The 23,353-nt window shown below is 61.8% G+C and carries 22 protein-coding genes and 1 pseudogene; 13 read left to right on the top strand and 10 right to left on the bottom strand.

All coding sequences use genetic code 11. From position 1 onward, the window contains the following. Window positions 1–174: 174 nt before the first annotated feature. Window positions 175–1,584 (top strand): outer membrane protein assembly factor BamB family protein, encoded by a 1,410-nt coding sequence (locus tag OSC37_RS11800; protein ID WP_267161646.1) that lies wholly within the window; start codon window positions 175–177, stop codon window positions 1,582–1,584. Between the two features lie 254 nt (window positions 1,585–1,838). Continuing rightward, window positions 1,839–2,138: pseudogene (locus tag OSC37_RS11795) on the top strand (DUF5518 domain-containing protein); the annotation flags it as partial. On the opposite strand, the gene OSC37_RS11785 reads toward OSC37_RS11795, so the two are convergent. Beyond that, window positions 2,061–3,359: a lycopene cyclase gene (locus OSC37_RS11785; RefSeq protein ID WP_368409461.1), complete on the bottom strand. Its 1,299-nt coding sequence runs from the start codon at window positions 3,357–3,359 to the stop codon at window positions 2,061–2,063. The pseudogene OSC37_RS11795 and the gene OSC37_RS11785 sit on opposite strands and share 78 nt — an antisense overlap. Window positions 3,360–3,445: 86 nt before the next feature. On the opposite strand from OSC37_RS11785, the gene OSC37_RS11780 reads away from it, so the two are divergent. Both OSC37_RS11780 and OSC37_RS11775 read left to right on the top strand, forming a co-directional pair. Then, window positions 3,446–4,084 carry a metal-dependent hydrolase gene (locus OSC37_RS11780; RefSeq protein WP_267161644.1) on the top strand — a complete coding sequence of 213 codons (639 nt, stop codon included), beginning with the start codon at window positions 3,446–3,448 and terminating at the stop codon, window positions 4,082–4,084. A gap of 451 nt (window positions 4,085–4,535) precedes the next feature. After that, complete coding sequence (locus OSC37_RS11775) at window positions 4,536–5,288, top strand: creatininase family protein (protein ID WP_267161643.1); 753 nt, start codon at window positions 4,536–4,538, stop codon at window positions 5,286–5,288. Window positions 5,289–5,292: 4 nt separating this feature from the next. Here OSC37_RS11775 and OSC37_RS11770 read toward each other — a convergent pair whose 3' ends face one another. The 3 genes from OSC37_RS11770 to OSC37_RS11760 form a co-directional block, all read right to left on the bottom strand. Beyond that, window positions 5,293–5,694 (bottom strand): DUF5790 family protein, encoded by a 402-nt coding sequence (locus OSC37_RS11770; RefSeq protein ID WP_267161642.1) that lies wholly within the window; start codon window positions 5,692–5,694, stop codon window positions 5,293–5,295. A gap of 67 nt (window positions 5,695–5,761) precedes the next feature. Continuing rightward, window positions 5,762–6,157, bottom strand: coding sequence for an Hsp20/alpha crystallin family protein (locus tag OSC37_RS11765; RefSeq protein ID WP_267161641.1), 396 nt, complete (start codon window positions 6,155–6,157; stop codon window positions 5,762–5,764). Beyond that, window positions 6,154–6,312: a DUF7559 family protein gene (locus tag OSC37_RS11760; RefSeq protein ID WP_267161640.1), complete on the bottom strand. Its 159-nt coding sequence runs from the start codon at window positions 6,310–6,312 to the stop codon at window positions 6,154–6,156. Before OSC37_RS11760 ends, OSC37_RS11765 begins: the two co-directional genes overlap by 4 nt. A gap of 140 nt (window positions 6,313–6,452) precedes the next feature. On the opposite strand from OSC37_RS11760, the gene OSC37_RS11755 reads away from it, so the two are divergent. Together OSC37_RS11755 and OSC37_RS11750 are read left to right on the top strand one after the other, a co-directional pair. Next, window positions 6,453–6,692: a PRC-barrel domain-containing protein gene (locus OSC37_RS11755; protein WP_267161639.1), complete on the top strand. Its 240-nt coding sequence runs from the start codon at window positions 6,453–6,455 to the stop codon at window positions 6,690–6,692. 4 nt (window positions 6,693–6,696) lie between these two features. Continuing rightward, window positions 6,697–7,155 carry an NOB1 family endonuclease gene (locus tag OSC37_RS11750; protein ID WP_267161638.1) on the top strand — a complete coding sequence of 153 codons (459 nt, stop codon included), beginning with the start codon at window positions 6,697–6,699 and terminating at the stop codon, window positions 7,153–7,155. Between the two features lie 3 nt (window positions 7,156–7,158). On the opposite strand, the gene OSC37_RS11745 is transcribed toward OSC37_RS11750, so the two are convergent. The 3 genes from OSC37_RS11745 to OSC37_RS11735 form a co-directional block, all read right to left on the bottom strand. Further along, a complete protein-coding gene (locus tag OSC37_RS11745; RefSeq protein WP_267161637.1) occupies window positions 7,159–7,314 on the bottom strand; it encodes a CopG family transcriptional regulator in 156 nt (51 codons plus the stop codon). 56 nt (window positions 7,315–7,370) lie between these two features. Then, window positions 7,371–8,144, bottom strand: coding sequence for a CPBP family intramembrane glutamic endopeptidase (locus OSC37_RS11740; RefSeq protein ID WP_267161636.1), 774 nt, complete (start codon window positions 8,142–8,144; stop codon window positions 7,371–7,373). Window positions 8,145–8,207: 63 nt separating this feature from the next. After that, window positions 8,208–8,393: a DUF7554 family protein gene (locus OSC37_RS11735; protein WP_368409460.1), complete on the bottom strand. Its 186-nt coding sequence runs from the start codon at window positions 8,391–8,393 to the stop codon at window positions 8,208–8,210. An 84-nt stretch (window positions 8,394–8,477) separates the two neighbouring features. On the opposite strand from OSC37_RS11735, the gene OSC37_RS11730 reads away from it, so the two are divergent. From OSC37_RS11730 to OSC37_RS11720, 3 genes are all read left to right on the top strand, one after another. Beyond that, window positions 8,478–9,554 carry a helix-turn-helix transcriptional regulator gene (locus OSC37_RS11730; protein WP_267161635.1) on the top strand — a complete coding sequence of 359 codons (1,077 nt, stop codon included), beginning with the start codon at window positions 8,478–8,480 and terminating at the stop codon, window positions 9,552–9,554. Window positions 9,555–9,647: 93 nt separating this feature from the next. Continuing rightward, entirely contained in the window at window positions 9,648–10,568 is a 921-nt protein-coding gene (locus OSC37_RS11725) for a DUF7096 domain-containing protein (RefSeq protein ID WP_267161634.1), read from the top strand. 53 nt (window positions 10,569–10,621) lie between these two features. Next, on the top strand, window positions 10,622–11,749 hold the full coding sequence (locus OSC37_RS11720) for an aspartate aminotransferase family protein (protein ID WP_267161633.1): 1,128 nt from the start codon (window positions 10,622–10,624) through the stop codon (window positions 11,747–11,749). Window positions 11,750–11,768: 19 nt separating this feature from the next. Here OSC37_RS11720 and OSC37_RS11715 read toward each other — a convergent pair whose 3' ends face one another. Further along, the gene (locus tag OSC37_RS11715) at window positions 11,769–14,531 is read right to left on the bottom strand and encodes a hypothetical protein (RefSeq protein WP_267161632.1); all 2,763 of its coding nucleotides are present in this window, start codon (window positions 14,529–14,531) and stop codon (window positions 11,769–11,771) included. A gap of 116 nt (window positions 14,532–14,647) precedes the next feature. Between OSC37_RS11715 and OSC37_RS11710 the strand changes: the two genes are divergently transcribed. Continuing rightward, window positions 14,648–15,544: an ArsR/SmtB family transcription factor gene (locus OSC37_RS11710; protein ID WP_267161631.1), complete on the top strand. Its 897-nt coding sequence runs from the start codon at window positions 14,648–14,650 to the stop codon at window positions 15,542–15,544. 11 nt (window positions 15,545–15,555) lie between these two features. Here the strand turns inward: OSC37_RS11710 and OSC37_RS11705 are convergent, their stop codons facing one another. Both OSC37_RS11705 and OSC37_RS11700 read right to left on the bottom strand, forming a co-directional pair. After that, window positions 15,556–17,595, bottom strand: coding sequence for a DEAD/DEAH box helicase (locus tag OSC37_RS11705; RefSeq protein WP_267161630.1), 2,040 nt, complete (start codon window positions 17,593–17,595; stop codon window positions 15,556–15,558). Window positions 17,596–17,668: 73 nt separating this feature from the next. Then, window positions 17,669–18,001, bottom strand: coding sequence for a 2Fe-2S iron-sulfur cluster-binding protein (locus tag OSC37_RS11700; protein ID WP_267161629.1), 333 nt, complete (start codon window positions 17,999–18,001; stop codon window positions 17,669–17,671). Between the two features lie 212 nt (window positions 18,002–18,213). On the opposite strand from OSC37_RS11700, the gene OSC37_RS11695 reads away from it, so the two are divergent. From OSC37_RS11695 to OSC37_RS11685, 3 genes are all read left to right on the top strand, one after another. Further along, complete coding sequence (locus tag OSC37_RS11695; RefSeq protein WP_267161628.1) at window positions 18,214–21,354, top strand: S8 family serine peptidase; 3,141 nt, start codon at window positions 18,214–18,216, stop codon at window positions 21,352–21,354. A gap of 40 nt (window positions 21,355–21,394) precedes the next feature. Next, window positions 21,395–22,069, top strand: a complete 675-nt coding sequence (locus tag OSC37_RS11690; protein ID WP_267161627.1) for a glycerophosphodiester phosphodiesterase — start codon at window positions 21,395–21,397, stop codon at window positions 22,067–22,069. A 72-nt stretch (window positions 22,070–22,141) separates the two neighbouring features. After that, window positions 22,142–23,332: a sensor histidine kinase gene (locus OSC37_RS11685; protein ID WP_267161626.1), complete on the top strand. Its 1,191-nt coding sequence runs from the start codon at window positions 22,142–22,144 to the stop codon at window positions 23,330–23,332. The last annotated feature ends 21 nt before the right edge of the window (window positions 23,333–23,353 follow it).

Genomic DNA, 23,353 nt, shown 5'->3' with positions numbered 1-23,353 from the left:
GCGGTGCAAGATACAGAGCGTGAAGTCAGCACGCTAAAGCCGAATGGAAGTCGGCATTTGTAATAAACTACGACGTTCGCCAGACGCCTTGTCACACCTCGAAGGGCAAATATATTATAGTACATCAGACAGCTATGCACAGTAATATATAATATCGACTTATCTGCGTAAATTGTGACTGACCGACGAGACTTTATCGGTTACATTGGAACCGGGGCGATTGGTGGTATCGTTGGCTACTATGTTGGCGCACAGGAGTTGCTTGGGATCCAATCGGAGGAGGTGGTCCGCTCCTCATCCGATGACACACCAACTGAAGATACCCCAACTGAAGATACACCAACTGAAGATACCCCAACTGAAGATACCCCAACTGAAGATACCCCAACTGAAGATACCCCAACTGAAGATACCCCAACTGAAGATACCCCAACTGAAGATACCCCAACTGAAGATACCCCAACTGAAGATACCGGTGAGGGCGGTTCGGGACTTGTTACCTCAGGCTTCCCACGGTCGCAGTATGACAATCAAAATACCGGCTCTCCATCAGCGATAAATGGTCCTCGCGGTTCACCGACTCGCCGTTGGCAATTTGGCACCGACGGTAATAATCATACCACCCCGGCTATCCACGATGGTGTTGCATATTTTGGAGGGGGAGGGGGTGAGAACAATCAGAACAAACATGTTTATGCCGTGAACATAGACGATGGATCTGAACTCTGGCGGTTTGAAAGCGATGCTGCTTTCCAGTCTTCTGCAGCAGTTGGAGACGCTCTTTACATCGCGGACAATAATGGGCAACTTTATGCATTAAATCCTGCTGATGGGTCGGAGATATGGAGTACTCAGATTGGCCAAGCTAGCTATACTGCTTCTCCGGTAGTAACAGCTGATCGAGTGTATATGGGCGATCCGGAAACTGGTGGTGTAGTTGGAATAAATAAGGAAACCGCTGAGGAGGAGTGGACATTCGATACCCCAAGTGGGATTCTATCCTCACCAGCTATTGTGGACAACACTCTCTATTGCGGCACTGAAACCGGGACCGTCTACGCAGTCGGCATAGCTGATGAAAGCCCCAGATGGGAGTTTTCTGCTGACGGCGAAGTGACTGGGGCCCCAGTTGTCAAAAACGGGGATGTGTACGTGACAACTGCTGCAGGTTCGGTACATGCTATAACTGCTGAAACCGGGGACGAAAGATGGACAACTAATACTGATCAGTCTATCCGTTCATCGCCAGCAGTTGACGACACATCTCTCTATGTTGGCGATGGAGAGTTGTTTGAGAGTCCTGGTAGAGTGTACTCTCTCAGCACCGATAGTGGTGAAATCGAGTGGAGGTTTAGAACTGAGGGGTCATACGGAGGTCGCCAAGGAGCAATAATTCAATCTCCTACTGTCGGTCAAGAGCGCGTCTATTTTGGTGTTGACTCAAACAAATTGTATGCAGTAAATAAAGAAGACGGAACAGAAGTATGGCGGTTTGATACTAGTGTAGTGCTTTCCTCGCCTGCGATCTACGAGGGAGTCCTCTACACTGGGATTGATAGTGATGCTGTATTAGCTCTTGAATAAATCGTTCGAGGCTCTGTTCATAGGTTCATAACTTGGAGCGGTGAACCCGTCTCAGTACATGGCCAGCACGGGACCTCGGCGTCGGCGTCCCAACAGTTTTGCAGTACGTGGAGTACTATATAAGCGCCCTCCATCTTGCACGGCGTTTCTGTCAGAATTTGGTACTGTTGAAGATACGGTGTCGCACGTCGAGGCGTGAACCACCACTGAGCGTCGGCCGTGGTTTGAAATAGCCGCCAGCCGACATTCGCCACATGACAGACTGGAGCGCGGTCGTCAGTGGCTTTCTCGTTATCGTCGCTCTCGGAATCGTCGGGCTCGTCATCCCGGGAGTAGGACAGTTGGCGGCGGCGTTGCTCGGCGGGGGCGTGGCCGGCTACAAGGCGGGTGGCGGCCTCGCGAGCGGGTTCTGGCACGGCCTGCTCGCGGGCAGTTTCAGCGGCGTCGTCCTCGGCCTGGTGCTCTTTGTCGTGCTCTCAGTCACGGGGCTGGCCTTTGGCCCCGTCGGGGGCGCTATCGGCAGCGCGCTCGGGTTCGGGACGTTTCTCGTGGTCGTGGCTGTTGCGATGGTCGCGGCCGTCGACAGCGCCGTCGGCGGTGCCGTTGGCGCGTTGGTCGCCGGCTAACGTCTGGATGGCCTCGTGCATCCCGATGACCAGCCCCGGGACCACGAGCATGAAGATGTGTTCCTCGATTGGGATGCCAAAGAGGTCGTACCCTGTCCGCATCGTGATGTCGAAGACGCCGACTTCGAGCGTGTACCAGTCCCAGACGTAGGCGATGGGATAGACCGCCAGAAGAGTGCGGGCGGCGCGTCCGAGTGCGCCAGCGTAGACGAGCAGAGCCAGCGCGAGCGAGCCAAAGGCAATCTCGGTCGCCAGATAGGTGTACGAGCCGAGAGCGGTGATATCAGGGAGCGCAACGGCCGAGAACGGTTCGAACCAGACCGCAACGACGAGCAACGCAAGGAAGACGTAGGCACCGCGGATGAGTAACATCGTCCCGACGGTCGGCCCCCCTCTGCTGGCGGCGACGGCGACCGCTCCGAAGGCGAGTGCGCCAAGCGGCGACGACGGCGGAAACAGCCCCGAGAGGGTTCCCCAGAGGACGCCAATCAATCCGAACATAAAGAGGGAGAATGCAAGCCGGCGCGCCCGGGTGCGACCGAGCACGACCGCGACCGTCGCCTTCGAGATAGAGCGGTCGTAGTCGTAGTCCTGTTCATCGTCGATTATCTTCACGCCGGCAAGCGTCACCAGGAAGACCAGCGCGAACCCGAGTGCGGTCGCCGAGACGGCCGTGGCCTGGACGTAGTGGCCGCCGACGATTGCAAGCGCGATACCAGTGGGGTAGCCGAGCGTCGTCGTCACAGGATTGGTGTCCAGTTGCGGGGCGTGCAGGAACCCGATGAACCAGGTCGGCAGCGTAATCAGGGCGGCAGTGGCATCGACTACCACGCCGAGGGCGAGGACACAGCAGACGAAACCGACCGTCGCACCAGCGAGCGCAATCCGACAGCCCTGGCTGGTCAGGGGATGGTCGTCGTCCTCGCCGCGTCCGTAGAAGTCGACGTAGCCGTCTTTGACGTGTGCCGTGTAGACGGCACAGAACATCGCCGCCATGTGGACGGCTCCGACGCCGAGCCCGAACTCGCCCGCGACGATGGCTCCGAACCAGGAAGCCGCGAGCGGCGGCAGCATAAACACGGGATGGACCTGGGAGCCAAGCGCACGCAGGTCTGCTCGGAAGCCAGTCGCGTGGCGTGCAATTGCCATATGTCCACATTGTCCAGGTGTCGAATAAGCCTGTCCGTGGGAGCGAGACCCCCGAGACTATAACGACCGACATCGAACCGCCAGATATGCCGAACTACCCGACCCATGCCCGATGGGGACGTATCGGTGCTGTCGTGATTGCGTTCGTGACCGGCGGCGCGCTGTTTGCTGTCTTCGAGTCACCGGTGTTGGCGCTGGCCGGCGCTGCCGGTGGGGGCGCGGCGACGTTCGTCGGCGCACTCTTTCCGGATATCGATCACCACAAGTCGATTCCCCGTCGGAAGGCAGTCAAAGCCTTCCAGGTACTCGTCTGGCTCGGCGTCGTGGCGCTCGCAGTGCTCTCGTGGGATATCCTCGTCGACGGCATCGAGACGGCGCTCGTCGGCCCCAGTGAGACTGCACTCGCCGAGGGACTCGGGAGCGCACCCGATATTCCACCCGCCTTCGTCGTGAGCATCGTCGTATTGCTGGCCGCGCTCGGCCTCGCGAGCCTCGTCGACCCTGTCATCGGACTGGTGACGCGTCGCCACCGCGGCTGGACACACAGTGTTCCAATCACCTTCGTGCTGACTGCCGCCGTCGCCGGCGCGCTCTGGCTCGCCACGAGCGATGTCATCCTCGCCGACGGGCTGGCTGTCGAGCACCAGGTCACGGTGGTCAGTGTCGTCGGAACCTTCTTCCTCGGTATCCTCATCCATCTCGGCCTTGACGGCGAGATTATCTGAACACCGCCGTCGGAAGGATAGTGTTCAGATAAGATATTTTGAGGAGGATTCAGACGAGGAAAGCCCTCGACTGTCTCGACTCCCGCGTTCCGAAAGACTCGCGCCGCTCGTCTTTCGTCGTTCCGCTCATGCTATTCGCGGAACACTCGCTGCGCGTGGTTCGAAAGAGCGGAGCTCTTTCGTCATCACGAAAATCTTTGATTTTCGAACGACTTCGGCCGTAACCGGCCTGCAGTGTCTCCTCACGGCGCAACGCGCCGTTCGGATGGGCCGAGGCGGCAGTGCCGCCTCGCGGCTTACGTCGTCGGGGTTCGCCGAGACAGCCTCGCCCTTTCAGTCCGCCAGGATGTGCTTGATTAGCCGAGAGAAACAGGATGTTTGCTCGGTGCTTATCTGAACACAGCCGTCGAAAGGACGTGAACCTTTATCTCTCCCGCCCGCAGGCGACGGTATGAAGCTCACCGAGCAGACCTGGACCGACATCGCGGCCTGCGAGACGGACCTAGCAGTCCTCCCTGTCGGCAGCACCGAACAACACGGGCCACACGCGCCGCTCGGAACAGACACCCTGACAGCTACCGCCGTCGCCGAGGCTGGCGTCGACAAATACGACGGAACAGCTGTCCTCGGCCCGACTGTGCCGGTCGGCGTCGCGGCCGAACACCGGCAGTTCCCCGGCACGCTCTGGGTGAGTGAGGACACATTCCGCGAGTACGTCCGCGAGACAATCCAGAGCCTGACGACCCACGGCTGGGACCGCGTCGTCCTGGTCAACGGCCACGGCGGCAACGTCGACGCCCTCCGTGAGCTCTGTGGGACCGTCGTCCGCGAATCCGAAGCCTATGCGGTTCCGTTTACATGGTTCGACGCCGACATCTACGGCGATATCGAGGTGGATATCCGGATGGGTCACGGCGGCCCGGTCGAGACAAGCGTCGTCCAGTATACTGACCCCGATCTCGTGCGAGAGGAGCGCATCGAGCGCGCCGGCAAAGAGAGCACAGCGGGGTGGGGCGAGTGGCAGTCCGGCGTCAACCTCGCCTACGACTCCGCGGAGTTCACCGAGAATGGGGTCGTCGGCGACCCGCGTGAGGGTGGCGCGGCCGCCGGCGAGCAGTTACTCGACAGCGCGGCGACGGCACTCGCGGAGCTTCTGGACGCGGTCGAACGGCGAGATACGACACGGCCACGCCGGCGAGACTGAAGGGTCAGGCGTCGTCTTCGTCTGTTTCTTCGAGCGCGCTTTTCAGCTGTGGGACCGTGCTGGCGAGGTCACCAACCTGTTCGCTCGCCTCTTCGATATCCGCGATGATGTCCTCAACCTCGGCAATCTCCGCTTCGAGGTCGTCAGCATCCTCGAAGGCGTCTGCCTTTTTGCCCATCGTGAACCACTTCTTCGCGTCCCGGAGATCGTCGCGGGCGTCGCCGACATCAAGCGCCGAGCGTAGCGCATTGAGTACGCCGAGCGTGTTCTCGGCGTCGACCTCCCAGACTGTCTCGGCGTCCGGGAGCGATTCGTGTGCGGCATCAAGCGAGGCCTCCACGTCGTCGCGCATTTCGGAGGCGGCCTCGGTGAACAGTTCGTCGTCGTCGAGTGTTGCCTGGGACATGTACGATGGTACGACACCGGCGGGGTTAAAAGGCCGCCTGAAAGTGAAAGTAGAGCTGAGAGTGTGGTCAGGAGTCGTCGGTCGTTTTTGTCGATACTTTCGGGACGTGAACACGGAGCGTCCCGTCGTCGGTGAGTGTCGCACTCGCCGCTGCTGGCTCGACATCGCTTTCGGAGGGTAGCTCGATACGGCCGTCGAGTGTCAGTCCTCGACCCGGGAACTGCATCTCGAACCCGTCGTAGAAGTCACGGAAGCGATCGACCCGGACCACGACCGCGTCTTCTTCGTATTTCACCTGCACGTCCGCGGGGTGTGCGCCCGGCGCGTCGAAGACAGCCAGGAAGGCGTCGTCGCTCTCGTAGAGGTCGGCCGGCAGCGGTCGCTGTTCCTGGGCACGCCCGAACATCCGGCCGACGGTCTCGAACAGCGACGAGCCGACCGACTCGCCGATATCCTGAATCATAGCTCGACCTCCGAGAGGCAGTCAGTCCCGCTGCAGTACGGACACTGGAAGTCCGCGAGACCAACCTCCTCGGGCATGTCGTAGGTGTAGTGCATCTCGAACATGTCGAGTTCGCAGTCGTCGGCTGTACAGACGACTTCGAGCGTGGCAGGCATAGTCAACTGTAGGGCCGGAGTCGTAATCAATTGCCGGGTCTGTGGACCGATCGACCGAAGACGATTGGCGCAGACGTGGTCGAAGATATTGATCAAACAACAATAAGATTCAATTGGGCGGGGTGAGAATAGGGCCAATAATGGCAGAGATACTCGCCGAAAACCTGTCCGGGAAAGCAGTCATGGGCACAGACGGGACCGAAATGGGGATGTTATACAACATCTCGATGGACCTAGAGACCGGACAGCTCGAGAACCTGATTATTACGCTTGACGAGACCGCCGACCCCGCCGAGTTTGAGCGAAACGAGCAGGGTCGCGCGCTCGTCCCTGTAGAGCGCGTCCAGGCAGTCAAAGACCACATGATTATCGACCGCTAATCGAATGTTCGTTCTGGATTCCTCGGCGTTCATCCACGAGTACCACACCGACGAACCGATAGCCACAGTGCCGTTGGTCCGGGAAGAGCTCGAAGACGAGAGTGCCTACCGGTTCGACGCGCTGGAGGGGTCGGGGATGCATCTTCACATTCCCGACGAGGAGACGGTTGTCCGAATCGAGCGAGCCGCAGGAGAGACCGGCGACCTCGAAGAGCTCTCCGAGACCGACATCCGTCTCGTCGCCGCGGCGTTCGAACTCGACGGCCGGCTGGTCACCGACGACTACGCGATGCAAAACGTCGCCGAAAAGCTGAATGTCACCGTCGAGGTCATTGAGCGCGAGGGCATCGCCGAGCAGCGCGACTGGACGTTCCAGTGTCAGGGCTGTGGCCGCGAGTTCGACGACCACCACGACCGCTGTCCCATCTGTGGGAGCGACCTCTCCCGGAAGAACCCGGCCTGACGGCTAGCTGGGAACGCCAGCGTCCTCCTCGAGCGCGTCGAGTCCGAGATCGACGAGCTGGCGCAACACCTCTTCCTCGGTCACGCCGTGTTCCCGTGCCAGCGCCCGAACATCGCGTGAGATGTCGTCGTCACACACCAGTGTGTAGCGGGCGACCATGTACGGTGGCTACGCGTAGAATGGTCTTAAAATGGCGTCAGACAGCTGTCCGACTGCTATCCGAGGAGGCCAGTTGCACCCACGTAGAGGTTGAGGTAGACGACGACGTTCCAGCAGGCGTGGACGGCAATTGGCACCGTGAGATTCTCGGTGTACTCGTGTAACGCCCCGAGGACCAGTCCGGAGACGAACGCCACGGCAACGTACGCAAAGCGGCTGCCGGTGCCGACGAGCGCGACATAATGGACCAGCCCGAAGACGAGCGACGCGCCAAGAACGCCCGGGACGACGCCGTACGAGCGCCGGAACAGTCCCTGGACGACGCCTCTGAAAAGCAGCTCCTCTGCGGGCGCGTTCAAGAAGACGACGAGCGGGACGAAGTAGAGAAACAACTGTGGATTGTCTTTTCCGACGTCGACGGTGGCGTTTTCAGCGGGTTCGAGCCCGAGCTGTGCAAGCACCACGTCGAGACCGACCATGAACGCGACGAGCAGCGAGAACCCAAGCAGTATCCAGCGGATATCGTGCCAGGTCGGGCGGACGGTCCGGACGAGTCTCTCCCCATCCCAGCTGAGATAGGCACCCGCGACAGCGAAGAATCCGACGAAGTGGAGGCCCATCGGCACAATCTGTGTGAGCACCGGTGCGTTCTCCTCTGTCAGGCCGAACCCGTCGAGCACCGAGAGACCGAACCCCTGGACGATACCGGCGACGAGAAACGCGACAGCAACGAGCAATAGCGCGTGTGTGATGTTACCAACACGCTGGAGGGGATTGCTGGTGCGGACGAGCGGGCGCTCGGGAACACCGTCGTCGGCTGTCGACTCCATGTATTTGGCTTAGACGCCACACGGACAAGATTGCACCGATTGATGCCATCCAGAGCCCGCGTCTCAGATGCGGTCGAGCAGCCAGAGGACGATAAGGACCGCAATGACCAGTCCAATGAGATTCGGGAGCAGCCCCAGCAGACTCCCGAGCAGGTCGACCGTGGCGTCCAGGACGGCGAGGACGAGCCAGACGATAACCAATACGAGGATTATCTCCAGCAGCGTATCGGCGTCGAGTTCTGCTCGCATAATTGTCAGCTCGGTCGCCAGAGTCAAATTTGTTCCGGCCAGGCGGACAACACATATGACGACGGGCAGAAAAACCAACGAACGATGAGTCGCACTCGCTGGACCGCTGTCTTGGGTGTCGTCGTGTTCGCGGTGGTGTGCCTTGGCGTCGCCGCAGTTGTCGGCACTGCTGGAGCCAGCGACGCGCCGGAGGGCACGCTGTTCCAGACAGACATCGATGCCGACACCACGAGGATGGCGGCGACCGTCGATACAGACGGAGACACAGAGTGGCAGGTAACCTACCGACTCGATCTCGGTGACGACGAGTCGGTGCAGGCTTTCGAAGACCTCCAGACCGAAATTCGCGCCAACGAGTCGGTATACCTCGACCCGTTTGCCGACCGGATACGCCGAACCGCTGAGAGCGCCGCGACGACAACCAATCGGGCGATGTCGGTCGAGAACGTCAGTATGACGACCGAACGGACCACGCAGCCCGACGCCGAGTTCGGTGAGATTATCTTCTCGTTTGCCTGGACCGGCTTCGCCGCCGTCGACGACGGGACGGTCCGCGCTGGCGACGCGCTCGACGGGCTCGTGCTCGACGAAGGAACGAGTTTCACGCTCCGCTGGCCAGACGAGCTACGCCTCGACTCACAGCGTCCGCAGGCGGAAACAGTCACCGGACAACAGCTCACCTGGCGCGGTCCACTCGAGTTCGGGACGGGCGAGCCACGCGCCGTGCTGGTGCCGGCCTCAGAGGACGGTTCCAGCGCAGTGTCGACACCGATACTGGTCGTCGGGGTCGTCGTCGCCATCGTCGGCGTCGGGCTGGCGGTCTATCTCAGACGCGGTGAAAGCGAGAGTACAGCGACAGCCGAAGAAGCGGCTGCGGGCTCAAGGCCCAAACAGGAGACAGGGCCACCTTCGGAGCTTTTGAGCAACGAGGAACGCGTGCTCGCACTCGTCGAGGACAACGGCGGCCGTATCAAACAGAAGGAGGTCGCCGAACGCCTCGACTGGAGCGCGGCGATGACCAGCCAGGTCGTCGGCGACCTCCGGGAGGCGGAGAAAATCGAGACGTTCCGTATCGGCCGTGAGAATGTCCTGACACTACCCGACGTCGATATTGTCCCGGACGACGATACAGCCGAGGGCGGCCCGGACGATGAGCAATAACTGCCTTCGGCAGTGTAAATCCGGCTTAATCGGGACGAAACTGGGGTTGAAGACCGTTCATTTATAAGCGATACCGGAACCACAGTCAAAGTGATGAGACAGACTGTCCCGCTCGTCGTGGTTGCCGTGGCGGCGCTCGCGGTGCTTGCCGTGCCCGCAATGGGGGTAGCACCGACCACCAGCGGCGCCACACAGACCGAGAACAACGCCACTGCACCCGGCGAGCAGTTGTCCGGAGCCATCAACGTTCAGGGTGCAGAGCTCGACGGAGAGCTCGACCAGCGAGCGTTCGGCATTCGGTTCAGTCAGGCTCCAGATAACAGCTCCAAGGCGGCCGTCCTCGCCGACCGCCTCCAGACCGTCGACAAGCGCCTCACAGAGCTCGAAGAACGGAAAGCCGACCTCGAAGCGCGCCACGACGCCGGCGAGATAACCGACGGGAAGTTCCGGGCCGAGATGGCAAAAGTCGCGACACAGATTCGGCTGCTCACGCAGGCGACAAACCAGACACAGCAGGCGGCCACCGCCGTTCCCAGAGCCGCTCTCGAAGAGCGCGGCGTCAACGCGACTGCGATTCAGACGCTGAGAGACCGGGCCAGCGAGCTATCTGGTCCCGAAGTTGCCGCAATCGCCCGTGACATCGCCGGCCCCAACGCCGGCGAGATACCGGGTCGCGGGAACGGCCCACCGAGAAACGAAACGGGAGCCCCTGGCGCGAACAACAGTCGCGAGGGCGGCCCACCGGACAACCGCGGCGGCCCGGACGGGACACCTCCCAACGACCGTGACGACGACCAGCCCCCGGGGGACGATGGCCGCGAGAACACCACCAGAGGTCCGGACGACGAAGTAGAAGCTGGCGACAGCGACGACCAGGCGGGAGCGGACGACCGCGATAACAGACCGGCCAACAACAGCACGGGCGAGGACAGCCAACAGCCCACGCCGGACGGGAAAGATGACGAGGAAGGTCAAAACGGTGACGACGAAGACAGCGACGACGAAGCGACGTAGTGAGATGGCCGAAAAGCGCAACCATAATCGCCCCGGAGGTACTGCGGACAGCCATGAGTGGGTTCACTTATTCACAGAAGTCAATGGAAATAGAAAGCGGTGACGGAGTACGTCTCACAGACAGCAGCGGGACAGAGTACCTCGATTTCGGCGCGAACTACGCCTGCACGCCGCTTGGTCACAGCCACGAGTCTGTCAGGTCAGCGGTCGACGACCAGCTTGACGACCTGACGTTCGTCCAAGCGGTGTACCCAGTCGACATCCGGCAGCGGCTCCACGAGACGCTTACTGCGGCCGCGCCTGCCCACCTCGACAACGTCTGGGTCTGTAACTCCGGGACCGAGGCCAACGAAGCCGCGCTCAAGTTCGCGCGCTCGGCGACCGGCAACACGAAATTCGTCGCTGCCACCCACGCCTTCCACGGGCGAACGATGGGCTCACTGTCGGTCACCTGGAAGGACAAGTACCGCAGTCACTATGAGCCGTTGCTCGACGATACCGAGTTCGTCCCCTACAACGACAGCGAGACACTGGCCGAGGCCGTCGACGACGACACCGCCGCCGTCATCCTCGAACCGATCCAAGGAGCAGGCGGCATCAACCCCGCAAGCGAAACGTTCCTCCAGACGGCCCGCGAGGCGACCGAGGAGGCCGGTGCGGCGCTGGTCTTCGACGAGGTCCAGACTGGACTCGGACGGACCGGGCGGATGTGGAACCACGAGCGCGCCGATATCGTCCCCGACATGGTGACGAGCGCGAAGGGACTCGCCAACGGCCTCCCAATCGGAGCGACGATGTGTCGGGACTGGATTGCCGAGGAGTACGGCAACCACGCCTCCACGTTCGGCGGCAGTCCCGTCGTCGCCGCAGCTGCCGAGGCCACGCTTTCGACGATTCACGACGAGCAAATCCCGTCCCACGCCGACGAGATGGGTGCCTACCTGCGTGAACAACTCGAACGCGAACTCGGAGATAGCGTCCGGGATGTTCGCGGAGAGGGACTGATGGTCGGTGTCGAAATCGAGGGGAGCGCTTCAGATGCGGTCACTGCGCTCGCACACGACCAGCACGTGCTGGCACTTACCGCCGGGAAACACGTGGTTCGGTTCCTGCCGCCGCTGGTCGTGGATAAAACGCACGTCGAGCGTGCAGTCACTGCACTCTCGGCGGTTCTCGAATAAAAGACGGGGAGACGAACGATTACTCGGAGAGGTTCGCCCGGTCGAGGACGTCGCTTCTGTCGTAGATGACAAGCGCGCGGTCTGGTTTCTCTTCAGATTCGATTGTCATCGAGTCGCCTTCGGAGACGGTTCCGTCGCCATCCCATGCGGTCAGTCCCTGCGTTGCTGGTGGCGCGTGGACGCCGAGTTTGCCCGAATCAATTCCGTCGCCGCCGTCGTGTTCGATGCGGAGTTCGCCGTCGTCGCCGTCGTAGCTGACAGCGAAGCTCGCGTCCGGCACGACAGTGTGCTCTTGAACCGGCGTCGCGTCGCCGCTGGTGGGCCACTCGACAGTGATTGTGGTCCCGGGGTCAAAGGAGCCCAGTTCCAGTTCGTCGCCTTCTTCGAGCGTGTCGTACTCGTCGCCGGGCTGCGTGTCGATTTCCTCGCCGTCAGCAAGAAGTCGGAACTCGGTGGCGTCACGAGCCGAATTCTCGTCGTAGGTCGCGACGAGCGTTCCTTCACGGTTGTCAAAGTCGAACGCGCGCCGGGGCTGTGCAGTGAACCGATAGACGGTCCTATACCGTGTCCCGTGTTCACTCTCCGAGGAGTAGACGACATTGATCCCATTCCTCGGGCCAACATCTTCAACCGTGATGGTGTCACCCTCTTCGAGCGTGTCGATATCGTCGAAAGGCTGCGGTTGGTCGTCATTATCCGCCGGGGCGCGGCTGTACTGTCGGAGTTCGAGATTCGACGCGTCGGCCGTCTGGGTTCCAGTGTATGTCAGTTCGACCGTCTCCTCGGCTGGGTCGTAGCTCCCGCGGAACAGTCCTCGCCCGGTGACTGCGTGTTCAACCCGTTCCGTTATGTCGCCGTCACTCCAGGTGACTCTGAGAGACTGGAACGGCCCCGTCTCGACAGAGAGTGAATCGCCCTGGCTGACGGTCTCGAACTCGTCGCTGAACTGTGTGTCAGTTGTCTCTCCGCCCATCGTGAGTTCGAGGTTATCGGCCTCGACTGTGTTACCGCCCTCGTGAGAGATAGTCACAGTTCCGGCCTCGTCGTCGTAGGATGTCTGCATGTAGAGCTGAGGCGTGATGACCTGTTGCTCAACGACGACCCCCTCGTCGCCACCGGTCCACTCGACGACGACTTTTGTCCCGTACTCCACGTCCGGAAGCTGTATCCGGTCGCCTTCTTCGAGCGTGTCGTATTCGTCGCTCGGCTGTGTCTCCATCTCCTCGCCGTCGGCGAGCACACGGAAGTTCTCGGCGTCACGGGTAGTGTCGTCGTAGTACCGGAGGGCGATCCCGTCGTCTGGCCGGTTCCTGATCGAGAGACGTGGCTGGCGGACGCGGTACCTGACCAGGGTCGTCTCTGGGCCGAACGTGCCCGGTGGCTGCTGTGGGACATCGAGTTCAAGCGTGACCCTGTCTCGAATCTCGACATCTTCGACGACCAAGGAGTCGCCGTTTTCGAGCGTCTCGCCGATGTCTTCGAGCGGTTCAGTCAGTTGTTCTGTCTCGTAGCGGAACGTGTTGCCGTCCTCGTCGACCCGCTGGCGGTGAGAGAGTTCGAGAATGTCGGTATTGGCCTCTGTCTCGCCGGTGTACGTTATCTCGACGGTCTCTGCCGACGGGTCGTACGCCGTCTCGAAGCGGTCGCTGCCGACCACGGCGCTGACGTACTCGTAGTACTGGTTTTTCTCCTCGTCGAACCAGCGCAGGAAAACACTCGCAAGCGGGTCGGTGTCGACGGTGAGGGAATCCCCCTGTCCGAACGTATCGAACTCGTCTGCGGGCTGGGTGTCGGCGAGTTCGCCGTTCACCCAGAGCTCGAGCATGTCCGCCGGAATGGACTCGCCTCGCTGGTGTTCGAAGGTAACGGTCCCTTCCTCGGAGGTCAGGCTGACCGATGCGTCGGGTGCTTTCTCGCGTGCCCGCTCGGGCGGCGCCTTGACGACCGCCTCGACAAACACGAACTCACCGTCGTCTTCGGTTTCGAATTCGACGATTTCTCCGACTTCGAGATCGACGAGAATCTCTTTGACTGTCTCGTCGTCGAGTTCGACATCTTCGGCTGCTTCGAGGTAGAAGTAGTTTTCTACCGTTCCGTCCATTCCGCGCAGCTGGTTGGGCGACGTCTCGAATCCAGCACTGAAGGTCTGTAGCTGGTCTAAAATAGTCGACGAGCCGAATTCGAGATTGTCGATATAGTAGAACAGCTTCTTTTCGCCAAGGCGGTCGAGCGCTTCGTCGAGCGCGTCAATCCCGCCGTCGTTGACGGCGTCAGCGCCGCCAATCCCAACTTCCTGGCCGACCTCTGCGGCCTCGACTCGCGTGTCGGAGTCGCCCGCATTTGCGAAAAACAGCTTGCCGTCAGTGCTCGCGGTTGCAAGCCTGTTATCGGAGTCGTCACCGATTCGCCAGTCGCCGATTTCCTCGACTTCCTTGCCCGGCTCTGGGGCGTCGAACGAGCCATAAACAGCGCCAACTGAGAGCTGGTTGTCGGTCCAGGCCGTCGCGACAGAGTCGACGTCAGCGAGGTCAATGTCCTCAAACTGTGCCACGGTTCTGGCCGGGTACGGAAGCTCTTCTTCGTCAGTTCCTTCGACCGACGCTTCGGTGACGCGGCGGTATTCTGCATCCAACTCGTCGGGCGCGGGGAGGAGGTCTATGGCCCGCTCTATCTCGATGTCTGCCTGTGCTGGTGTCTGCTGTGCCTGTGCTTTCGGTACGCGACCACTCAGGAGAACTGCGGCGGCGCCTCCGGAGCTAAGTAGTAACTCTCGTCGTTTCATGGGGACCTCACGACACTATTCACTTGGGAGGGTTTTTAGTTATGTGGTATTGTTTCTGGTCCAGCAACGAGCGGGAAGGCTGTCGATTTATATTAGTCGCTATCGAGGAATACCCTATGAACCACCCGGAGTTCGTCGAACACACCGAGGCCGAAGCGGTGTTTGCCCTGTTGTCAGACGACAACCGAATCGACATCCTCAGAGCACTCTGGCGCAGTGACGGGCCGATGACGTTCTCGGAGCTACACGACGCCGTCGACATCACGGATTCGGGACAGTTCAACTACCACCTCGGCAAGCTCGTCGGGCGGTTCGTCAAAGACGAGGAAAACGGGTACACGCTCACCGCGGCAGGCGCACGGATAAACGGTGCAATCGAGGCCGGCTCGTACACGACCTCCGGAAGCATGGAGCCGATTATACTCGACTCACCGTGTCCGAGCTGTAGCGGCGACCGGACCTTCGAGTACGAGGATGAGCTAGCACGGGTGACCTGTGACTCCTGTGACGTGGTCGCCGAGTTCTCAGTCCCGCCGAGCGCATTCGTCGACTGCGAACGCGAAGAGATTCCGGCGGTCGCCGGGCGGTATCTGCGTGGGACCGTCAGACATCTCGAAGACGGATTCTGCTCGCAGTGTGACGGCCCCGTCGAGCGAGAGGTGTGTCACCTCTCGGAGTCGGCGATGTGGAAGGATGTTCCCGAAGACTCCGAGGATGTGGCTCGCGATATCCACAACACGCCCGTCGTCGAGTACGAATGTCTCCAGTGTGGCATGGAACCGACGGCCGGTCTGACGTTCGCACTTGTCTCTGCGCCACCGGTGATCAGCTTCTATCACGACCATGGAATCGACGTTCGAGAGCGTTCATTCTGGGAGTTTGCGACGTTCAGCGAAGAACACGAACACGTCCGTAGCGACGACCCGTTCCGTGCAACTGCGACCTTTTCGGTCGACAGTGATGAACTGACCGTCGTTGTCGACAGAAATCTGACCGTCGTCGATACCGAGTAGTCACGCGGAACTCACTCCTCGTCGTCGTTCCCTTCCATCCGGGCGACGACCTCGTACGCAGTTTCGTCTTTCCGGATGCTATCGAGGAGGAGAAAGGCCTCGTCGGGCGAGAGGAAGTGACTCGTTACCGCCCGTCCCAGCCGGGTCGGTTCGAGGTCGTCGATGAAGTTGTATTCGAGGAGTTTGCCGAGCGCGTACTTCGTCGGCACCTCGCCGACCATGCGCTCGTTGAGTTCGCCCGCTTGTGGGCCCGAGACGGTGATGTTCGCGAGCGTCTCCTCGACGGCTGCTGCCCCGTCGTAGCGGGTAGTCACTGGCTCCATCTCCCCTTTCAGGAGCTTGAAGGCCACCTCGTCCTCGGTCATCTCCTGGCTGCTGTGGTAGCTGCCGTCGGGTTCGACCAGCAGATACACCGTCCCCTTGTCGTGGTAGTCGGGCCGTCCAGCGCGGCCGAGCATCTGGTGGAACTCCTGGACCGAGAGCCACTCGATACCCATCGCAAGCGAGTCAAAAACCACCTGGGAGGCCGGAAAGTCGACACCCGCTGCCAGCGCCGCCGTGGTGACGACGGCGGCGAGTTCCTGGTCGGCAAACTGGTGTTCGACGCGCTTGCGCCGTTGGTTATCCAGCCCGGCGTGATAGGGGGCAGAAGCGTACTCCAGCTTCCGGGAAATCTCGTGACAGCGCCGCCGGGAGTTGGTGAAGATAATCGTCTGTCCTCGGTACCCCTTGCTCGATTTCTGGTCGAACGCACGGCGCACGAGCTTGTTCTCGATGCGGTCTTTCTCGCGGCCGTCGACGAAGGTGACGTGGCGCTCGATTGGGACAGGACGCTCCTCGAACTCGATGAGCGTTGCCTTCAGAGACCGAGCCAGCGTCTCGGGGTTGCCGACGGTCGCCGAGAGATATATCCACTGCGTGTTGCTCTCGCGTTCTCGACAGTAGTACTTCAGCCGCGTGATGAGGCCGTCGAGACGGTGCCCCCGCTCGCCCTCGCCGAGCGTGTGAACCTCGTCGATGACGACCGTTCCCACCTCACCGAGGTTCTTCCCGGTCCGGAGTGCGTGGTCGATTCCTTCGTAGGTACCGACGATGACATCGGCACCGGGGTCGAAGCGCTCGCCGTTGTCGTTGACGCGGCTGGCCCCGACTCGGAGGGTTACGTCGACGATATCGCCGTAGCGGTCCTGGAACTCGTCGTATTTCTGGTTTGCGAGCGCGACCAACGGGACGAGAAAGAGCATCTTGCCCTCGCCGTTGAGCGCCCGGTCCAGCCCGGCCATCTCGCCGACAAGCGTTTTGCCGGTTGCGGTGGCGCTGACGACGAGCTGGTCCTCGCCCTCGGTGACGCCGTTTTCGACGGCAAGGCTCTGGACCGGCAGCAGCGTCTCGAAGCGGCCCTCCAGCTTCGACTGGATGCCCGGATGCAGCGACAGCGAGTCGACCGGAACCGGGTCGACGTTCTCGACTGTCGGGCTAATCTCGTCGAACTTCGTCAGCTCGGGGTCGAGGTCGCCTTTCAGGAGGTTCGTGATGCGTTCGAGGTCCTGGACTTCAAGCAAGAGCGATTCGAGGCGGTCCTGTGCTGTCCCCGAAATCTGGCCCTGGAAGGCGAGCTGACGGTCGAGTTCCTCCCGGGCACAGTCCGGACAGATGGCTTCGTCGTTGTCGGTCTCGATTGCTGTTTCCGAGGTGATAGGAGAGTACCGGCCACCCGAGGCACAGAGCCGACAGGTGCGAACGACCTTCGCGTCCAGTTGGTAGGCGTCGAGGAGTTCGCGAAGTTCATCTCGGCCGCCCCGGGAGGTCTGCTCTGAGATACGAATCCGGCTGGCTCGACGGGCCATATCGACGAACTCGTCGGGGCTGTGGAGTTGCTCGTCACTCCCGTCGGCGACGCGGAGACGCGCCGGTCGCGGACCGGCACCCGTCTCTTTGACCTCCAGGTGGCCGTCAAGCACTCGGTCGCCGTCGCGCTCGACGACGAGCCGGTAGGTATCGCCGGCCTCGTGGAGAAAGAGCGTATCGACACGTGGAACCTGCCGTGACACACGCCTCTGTAGTTTCTCCCGGTATTTGAGTGCCCCGAACTGTCGACAGCCCAGTCACCACCCGTCTGACGGGCTACCGCTCGGGGTCGCTGTCGGTGTGTTGCCCCCAGAAGCCGGGATATTTTTGAACGGTCACGTCGCCCTGGACGCGGGTCTGGCAGGCAAGGCGGAGTCCCGTGTCTCGGTTGTGTGGCGGCACCGACAGCCGAGCAGACTCGCGGCGACCCCGTTGGCTCACCTCGCCGCTCACCTCGACTGCACAGGTGCCACAGGAGCCGTAGCCGTGACAGTTGACCGTCGTCGCCGTGCCGTTGTGTGGTGTGCAGCCGGCATCGAGCAAGACATCCCGCAACACCGCCCCGGACTCGCACTCGATTTCTTGTCCATCGAAGGTGACCGTGTACATGCAATAACTTACCATAGAATACACAAAACAGCTCTGGTGGTCCGCTGAGCCGCTTCGGGGCATTGTGGTCGCCTGTGTTGTCACAGCTATCTCGTGGATACCGCGTCCGGATAATCACTGGCTGTCTCCGTTGTCTCGTGGCCGGAGAACTCGGTTCTGTCCATGATAATTGCTGACTAGGATTTATATAACACGAACACAGTGTGTGATTCGTGGACAGATATACGTACTCACCAAGCAGACGGGGGTTTATCGCCGGGGCAGTCGGGGTCAGCGCAGCAGGGCTTGGAGTCGGGTCGACTGCTGGCAGAACATGGGCGAACCAGACGGACGCGTCTGGCACAGTCGAGGCAGTCGTCCGGTTCGAGCCGGCAGAGGGGGATGGGAAAGCAGCACTGAAGCGGCACGCACAGACCACCCAGCGTTCGTTCGAAGAGTTCGCTGCTGGGCGGTCAGACCTCAGCATCGAGCGCCAGTTCTGGGCGGCAAACGCCGCGCTGGTCTCCGTCGACCTCGGGAGCGTCGGCCGGGAGATGATTCTCGGCGTCGACGACGTGACCGCGGTACACCCGAACTACGGCGGGCCGGTACAGGATGCCGTCGAGGAGGCGTCACAGGCGCCGACAGAGGCCAGCGATACTCGCAGCCAGGAGAGGGATGTCACGTATCCACTCACAGAGATGGACGTGCCACAGACCTGGGACGTACACGACACCCGCGGCGAGGGCGTCGACGTTGCGATTATCGACACGGGCATCAACCCCTCGGGACACGAAGAACTGGCGGCCTCGCTAGAGCGGGGCGGCTGGGCATCGTTCGACGAGAACGGCAACCGGCTTGACACGGAACCGAGGGAGGGGGAAATCCAGAGCGGTCACGGCACGGCCGTCGGCGGTGTCATCGCTGGCGGGACAAACGACGACGGCAAGCGGTACGGTATCGCCCCGGAAGTGAACCTCTACGTCGCACAGCAGGTCTCAAAGCCCCCGGAGGGAGTCCGGTTGCTCTCCGTGATTGCGGGCATCCAGTGGGCCATCGAGCAGGATGTCGACGTGCTGTCGATGAGTTTCGGCAACCCAGGGTATAATCATGCGTACGTGGAGCCAGTCCAAAATGCCCTCGACAGCGGTATCTTCGTCGTCGCCGGCCTCGGGAACAGTGGACCAGCCACAGGTTTCTCGCCGGCAAACATTCCCGGAGTCGTCGCGGCTGGTAATATCGACGACGAGCGGGAAGTGAATAGTTCAAGCAGCGGGGAACACATCGAAACGGAGCGGTACTGGGGCGACGACGCTCCCGAGGAGTGGCCAGATGAGTACACCCTCCCCGACGTGACCGCCCCCGGTACCAATATCCCGTCTGCGGCACCAAACGGGGAGTTCGTTTCGGACAAAAGTGGGACGAGCTATTCATGCCCGTGTATCGCCGCCGTTGCCGCACTCGCTATCGCGGCGACTGACGCCGATAACGAGGCAATCAGGGAAGCGATGTTCGAAACTGCCCGTCACCCCGCTGCCAAGGACGACTTTGATGTCGACCCCGGCCACGACGACCGACACGGCCGGGGTATTGTCTCCGCGCTTGCGACAATCAGTCGTCTCCGTGCCAGCGAGACGTTGTCGGGGACCGTCACCGACGACTCCGGGACGCCGTTGTCGGGCGTTACCGTCGCCTCCGAAACCGGCCTGCAAACGCAAACTGACAGCCAGGGGCAGTACGAACTGACACTCCCACCGATTACCCAGCCGGTCGGAGCCTTGGGCGTCGGGTTCGAGACGGCAGGGACGAGCTTCAACCCCGCCGAAACTGACACACAGTCGTTCGAACTGGCTCGAACGGACGAGTTCGATGTCGAGATGACCGAGCGAATGTTGACACACATTGACCCCGGCCAGACGGCGACGGCAACCTTCGACGCCGCGAACGTCGAGGCCCTCACGGTCGAACTAAACGAGAGAGGCCCGTTCGACCCGGGGGTGGAACTCAGGGTCAACGACACACCGGCTGCAGTTGGCGAACCAGTCACCATCGATTCGGACCGCACCCAAATCACCGTCAGCATCGCTGTCCCCGATGAGACGTTCGCCGCCCGATTTCGCCCTCGGTACGAGTTCACGGGTGGCGATACCTCGGTCGACGGTGAGGGCCACCTGGTTCACGCCCACCCCGACCCATGGGTCGTTTCCCCGTCGGACCCACCGAATCTGCAGTTGCCGGTCGACCTGATGGCACCCCGGACGACACTCGAACTCACCGACGGGCAGGGCAACGCGGTCGCGAGCGGAGACGACGCGGCGGGGCTGGTCGTCGACAAGCCGCTGACGGTGACAGCCGCCGACGGGGCCACGCCGACCGTAGGGTTCGCCAACGACGGGGCCGAGGAGCCGGCGGCGGTGTTGGTCACGGGCAACGACGTGACGGTGTCGGGACTGGTCGTTGACGCTGAGGGTGCCAAAACGGGCATCCAGGTGGCCCGCAGGGCCGCCGGTCCGCGCGGGCTTCCGACCCCCTCAGGCGTGACACTTCGTGACCTCACCGTTTCAGGGTCAGAGACGGCCGTTCACACGGACAACGCGCCAGCCCTGCGAATCGCGAACAACAACCTGACAGCGAACACGACGGGTATCCGCGTCGGTCATCGCGTACCGTTCCGGGATTCGATGACCGTCAGCGGTCGGGCGAAGACGACGGTCCGGGGGAACGCGATTACCGATGTCGAGACGGGCATCGACGTGGCCGCCCAGGTCGCCGCTATCGAGGGTAATGACCTCTCGAACATCGGCGGAACAGGAATCCTGGTCGGGACACCGCGCTTTTTGAGCCGACACTTTGGCCAGGAAATCGGTCCCGTCCGGTCCAACACCGTCACCGGCGCGAGTCGCGGCATCGTCGTCGAGGGAGTGATGACCCGCCCAGTCGAGGAAAACGACCTCTCCGATATCGCCGAGACGGCACTCGTCGTCGAGGGCGGCGTCCTCGCCCCAGTCCAAGCAAACAGCGTTGAGAACGCCCAGCGGGGAATTACCGTCGGCGACGAGGCGGAGGTTGCGACGGTGAGTGACAACGAGTTTATGAACGTCAACGAGCCGGGCGACAGCGTCGAGACCGACAGCGAAACCGGGACCGAAAACCAGGACGACTCGAACGAGACGCCGACCGCGACCGAAACCCCGACGACCCCCACCGAGACCGAAACCGAGTCCACGGCCACACCCGTGGCGACCGCGACCGACAGCCCCGAGTCGGACGGCTCCGGACCAGGGTTGGGAGTTGGGAGCGCGCTCGCTGGTCTCGGTGGTATGGGCTATCTACTGAAGCAGCGCCTTTCGGACGACGGGACAGACACCGAGTAGGACACCCACTTCTATGAGGTCGCCGGTCGATGCTCCGGGTATGCAACAGCGAGCGCGGGTTCGGATAATCGGCCACCGCGGCTGTGCGACACACTATCCCGAGAACACGCTCGCGGCAATCAGGGGCTGTGCTCCCCACGTCGACACCGTCGAAATCGACGTGCGGCGGTGTGCGAGCGGGGAGGTGGTTGTCTTCCACGACGAAACCGTCGACAGGCTGACCGAGGGAGAGGGACGGGTCGACGAGTATCGCTTCGAGGAGCTCCCGCCGGTGACCGTCGACGGCATGGACAAGCCGATTCCGACGCTCTCCGAGGCGCTCGATGCGCTTCCCTCGGGTACGGGAGTGAACGTCGAACTCAAACACGCGGGAATGGCCGAGGCAGTCGCCACGGAACTTCGTGAGCGTGAGTGTGACGCGATACTCTCTTCGTTCGCGGCGGCAGCGCTCGAACCGTTCCGCGAGGAGCCTCTCCCGACGGCATACCTGTTCAGAGACGGGTTCGAGACAGGTCTCGACACCGCCGCTGCGCTCGGCTGTGCGTTCGTCCACCCACAGCACGCGATGCTTGACGCGGCAGCAATCGAACAGGCCCACGACAGCGGGTTCGCTGTCAACGCCTGGACCGTTCCCGACGAGACCGAGGTGTCGCGGCTTCGCGAGGCTGGTGTCGACGGCGTCATCGTCGACTCCTGGCAGGTCGTCTCGACGTGACGTACTGATACGTACGGATCGATATGTAGTGCTCCTAGTAACGTTCACGTTGCGTACCGCTGAGGTATACCTGTGAACACGTCTCCAGTCTGGGCCGACTCCGACACCGCAACGAAGCTGCGACAGTTACACGATGTGACACGCGGGATGATGCAGGCCGAGAGCCACGAGGAACTGTTCACGCTGGTCACGGCCGCTGCCGATGAGTTGCTGGGATTCACCTACAACACCGTCCGGCGTCACGACCGCGAGCCGGACCGGCTTGTTCCGGTCGCCGTCTCGCCGGTTCTTCGCGAGCAGAGCAACCGGCGGGTGTACGAGCGAGACACCTCTGTCCAGTGGAACGCAATCGAGACGGGCCAGATGCTCGTCTTCCAGTCTGTCGCCGACATCGAAGACGGCGTCCAGCGGCCCGGCGACGGGAGTATGATAGTCGTTCCCCTTGCCGACTACGGCGTGTTGACACTCGGCTCGCCGGAGCCACGGAGTGTCGACGAACGCGACCGCCAGCTGGCCAGGGTCTTCGCCGCAAACATCGAGACAGCAATCAAGCGCGTCGAGCAGCTCGAGGCACTGGAACGCCGACGAGAGCGCCTCGAAGCCAAAACAGCGCGCCTCGAACGGTTTGCCAGCAAGCTCGGCCACGAGCTGCGAAACCCGCTGAACCTCATCGCCGGCAAGGTCGACCTGGCGCGACAGACCGGGGACCCAACACATTTCGATGACCTCGAACAGTCGGTCACCCGGATGACAAAGCTCGTCGACGACCTGCTCGCGTTCGCCCGCGAGGGCGAGATACAGCTCGACCCGGAACAGCGCGACCTCGAACAGCTGTCGACCGACTGCTGGCACGCCGTGCCGACAGAGGATACCGCCCTGTGCGTGGACTCGACTGTGACCGTCCAGGCCGACCCCGACCGGCTGCGTCAGGTCCTCCAGAATCTCTTCCGGAACGCGGTCGAACACGCAGGCGACGACGTGACGGTCACCGTCGGCGCGCTCACAAACGGGTTCTACGTTGAAGACGACGGCAAGGGGATTCCAGATTCGAAACGCGACCGGATTCTCGAAGCCGGTGAGACCGAGAAAGCCCACTGGACCGGCATCGGGCTGCGGGTTGTCGCCGAAATCGTCAAGGCCCACGGCTGGGCGATTCAAATTAAAGAGAGCGCCGCCGGTGGCGCACGGTTCGAGTTTCACGGTGTCGACTGTGTCCCCGAGCAGCAACACAACGGGTGTGTCCCCTCCGCGAGGAGCAACTGACTCACGAGCGAGAGTCGAGAT

This window comes from Halovenus salina (assembly GCF_026410925.1).
Classification (GTDB): domain Archaea; phylum Halobacteriota; class Halobacteria; order Halobacteriales; family Haloarculaceae; genus Halovenus; species Halovenus salina.
This window is presented reverse-complemented; position numbering and strand designations above follow the sequence as displayed.

What these genes read in the sequence shown, in the direction of transcription:
- OSC37_RS11785 (WP_368409461.1), bottom strand. Translation starts at nt 3,359, where the DNA reads ATGGCAATTGCACGCCACGCGACTGGCTTCCGAGCAGACCTGCGTGCG.
- OSC37_RS11780 (WP_267161644.1), top strand. Translation starts at nt 3,446, where the DNA reads ATGCCGAACTACCCGACCCATGCCCGATGGGGACGTATCGGTGCTGTC.
- OSC37_RS11775 (WP_267161643.1), top strand. Translation starts at nt 4,536, where the DNA reads ATGAAGCTCACCGAGCAGACCTGGACCGACATCGCGGCCTGCGAGACG.
- OSC37_RS11770 (WP_267161642.1), bottom strand. Translation starts at nt 5,694, where the DNA reads ATGTCCCAGGCAACACTCGACGACGACGAACTGTTCACCGAGGCCGCC.
- OSC37_RS11765 (WP_267161641.1), bottom strand. Translation starts at nt 6,157, where the DNA reads ATGATTCAGGATATCGGCGAGTCGGTCGGCTCGTCGCTGTTCGAGACC.
- OSC37_RS11760 (WP_267161640.1), bottom strand. Translation starts at nt 6,312, where the DNA reads ATGCCTGCCACGCTCGAAGTCGTCTGTACAGCCGACGACTGCGAACTC.
- OSC37_RS11755 (WP_267161639.1), top strand. Translation starts at nt 6,453, where the DNA reads ATGGCAGAGATACTCGCCGAAAACCTGTCCGGGAAAGCAGTCATGGGC.
- OSC37_RS11750 (WP_267161638.1), top strand. Translation starts at nt 6,697, where the DNA reads ATGTTCGTTCTGGATTCCTCGGCGTTCATCCACGAGTACCACACCGAC.
- OSC37_RS11745 (WP_267161637.1), bottom strand. Translation starts at nt 7,314, where the DNA reads ATGGTCGCCCGCTACACACTGGTGTGTGACGACGACATCTCACGCGAT.
- OSC37_RS11740 (WP_267161636.1), bottom strand. Translation starts at nt 8,144, where the DNA reads ATGGAGTCGACAGCCGACGACGGTGTTCCCGAGCGCCCGCTCGTCCGC.
- OSC37_RS11735 (WP_368409460.1), bottom strand. Translation starts at nt 8,393, where the DNA reads ATGCGAGCAGAACTCGACGCCGATACGCTGCTGGAGATAATCCTCGTA.
- OSC37_RS11730 (WP_267161635.1), top strand. Translation starts at nt 8,478, where the DNA reads ATGAGTCGCACTCGCTGGACCGCTGTCTTGGGTGTCGTCGTGTTCGCG.
- OSC37_RS11725 (WP_267161634.1), top strand. Translation starts at nt 9,648, where the DNA reads ATGAGACAGACTGTCCCGCTCGTCGTGGTTGCCGTGGCGGCGCTCGCG.
- OSC37_RS11720 (WP_267161633.1), top strand. Translation starts at nt 10,622, where the DNA reads ATGAGTGGGTTCACTTATTCACAGAAGTCAATGGAAATAGAAAGCGGT.
- OSC37_RS11715 (WP_267161632.1), bottom strand. Translation starts at nt 14,531, where the DNA reads ATGAAACGACGAGAGTTACTACTTAGCTCCGGAGGCGCCGCCGCAGTT.
- OSC37_RS11710 (WP_267161631.1), top strand. Translation starts at nt 14,648, where the DNA reads ATGAACCACCCGGAGTTCGTCGAACACACCGAGGCCGAAGCGGTGTTT.
- OSC37_RS11700 (WP_267161629.1), bottom strand. Translation starts at nt 18,001, where the DNA reads ATGTACACGGTCACCTTCGATGGACAAGAAATCGAGTGCGAGTCCGGG.
- OSC37_RS11690 (WP_267161627.1), top strand. Translation starts at nt 21,395, where the DNA reads ATGCAACAGCGAGCGCGGGTTCGGATAATCGGCCACCGCGGCTGTGCG.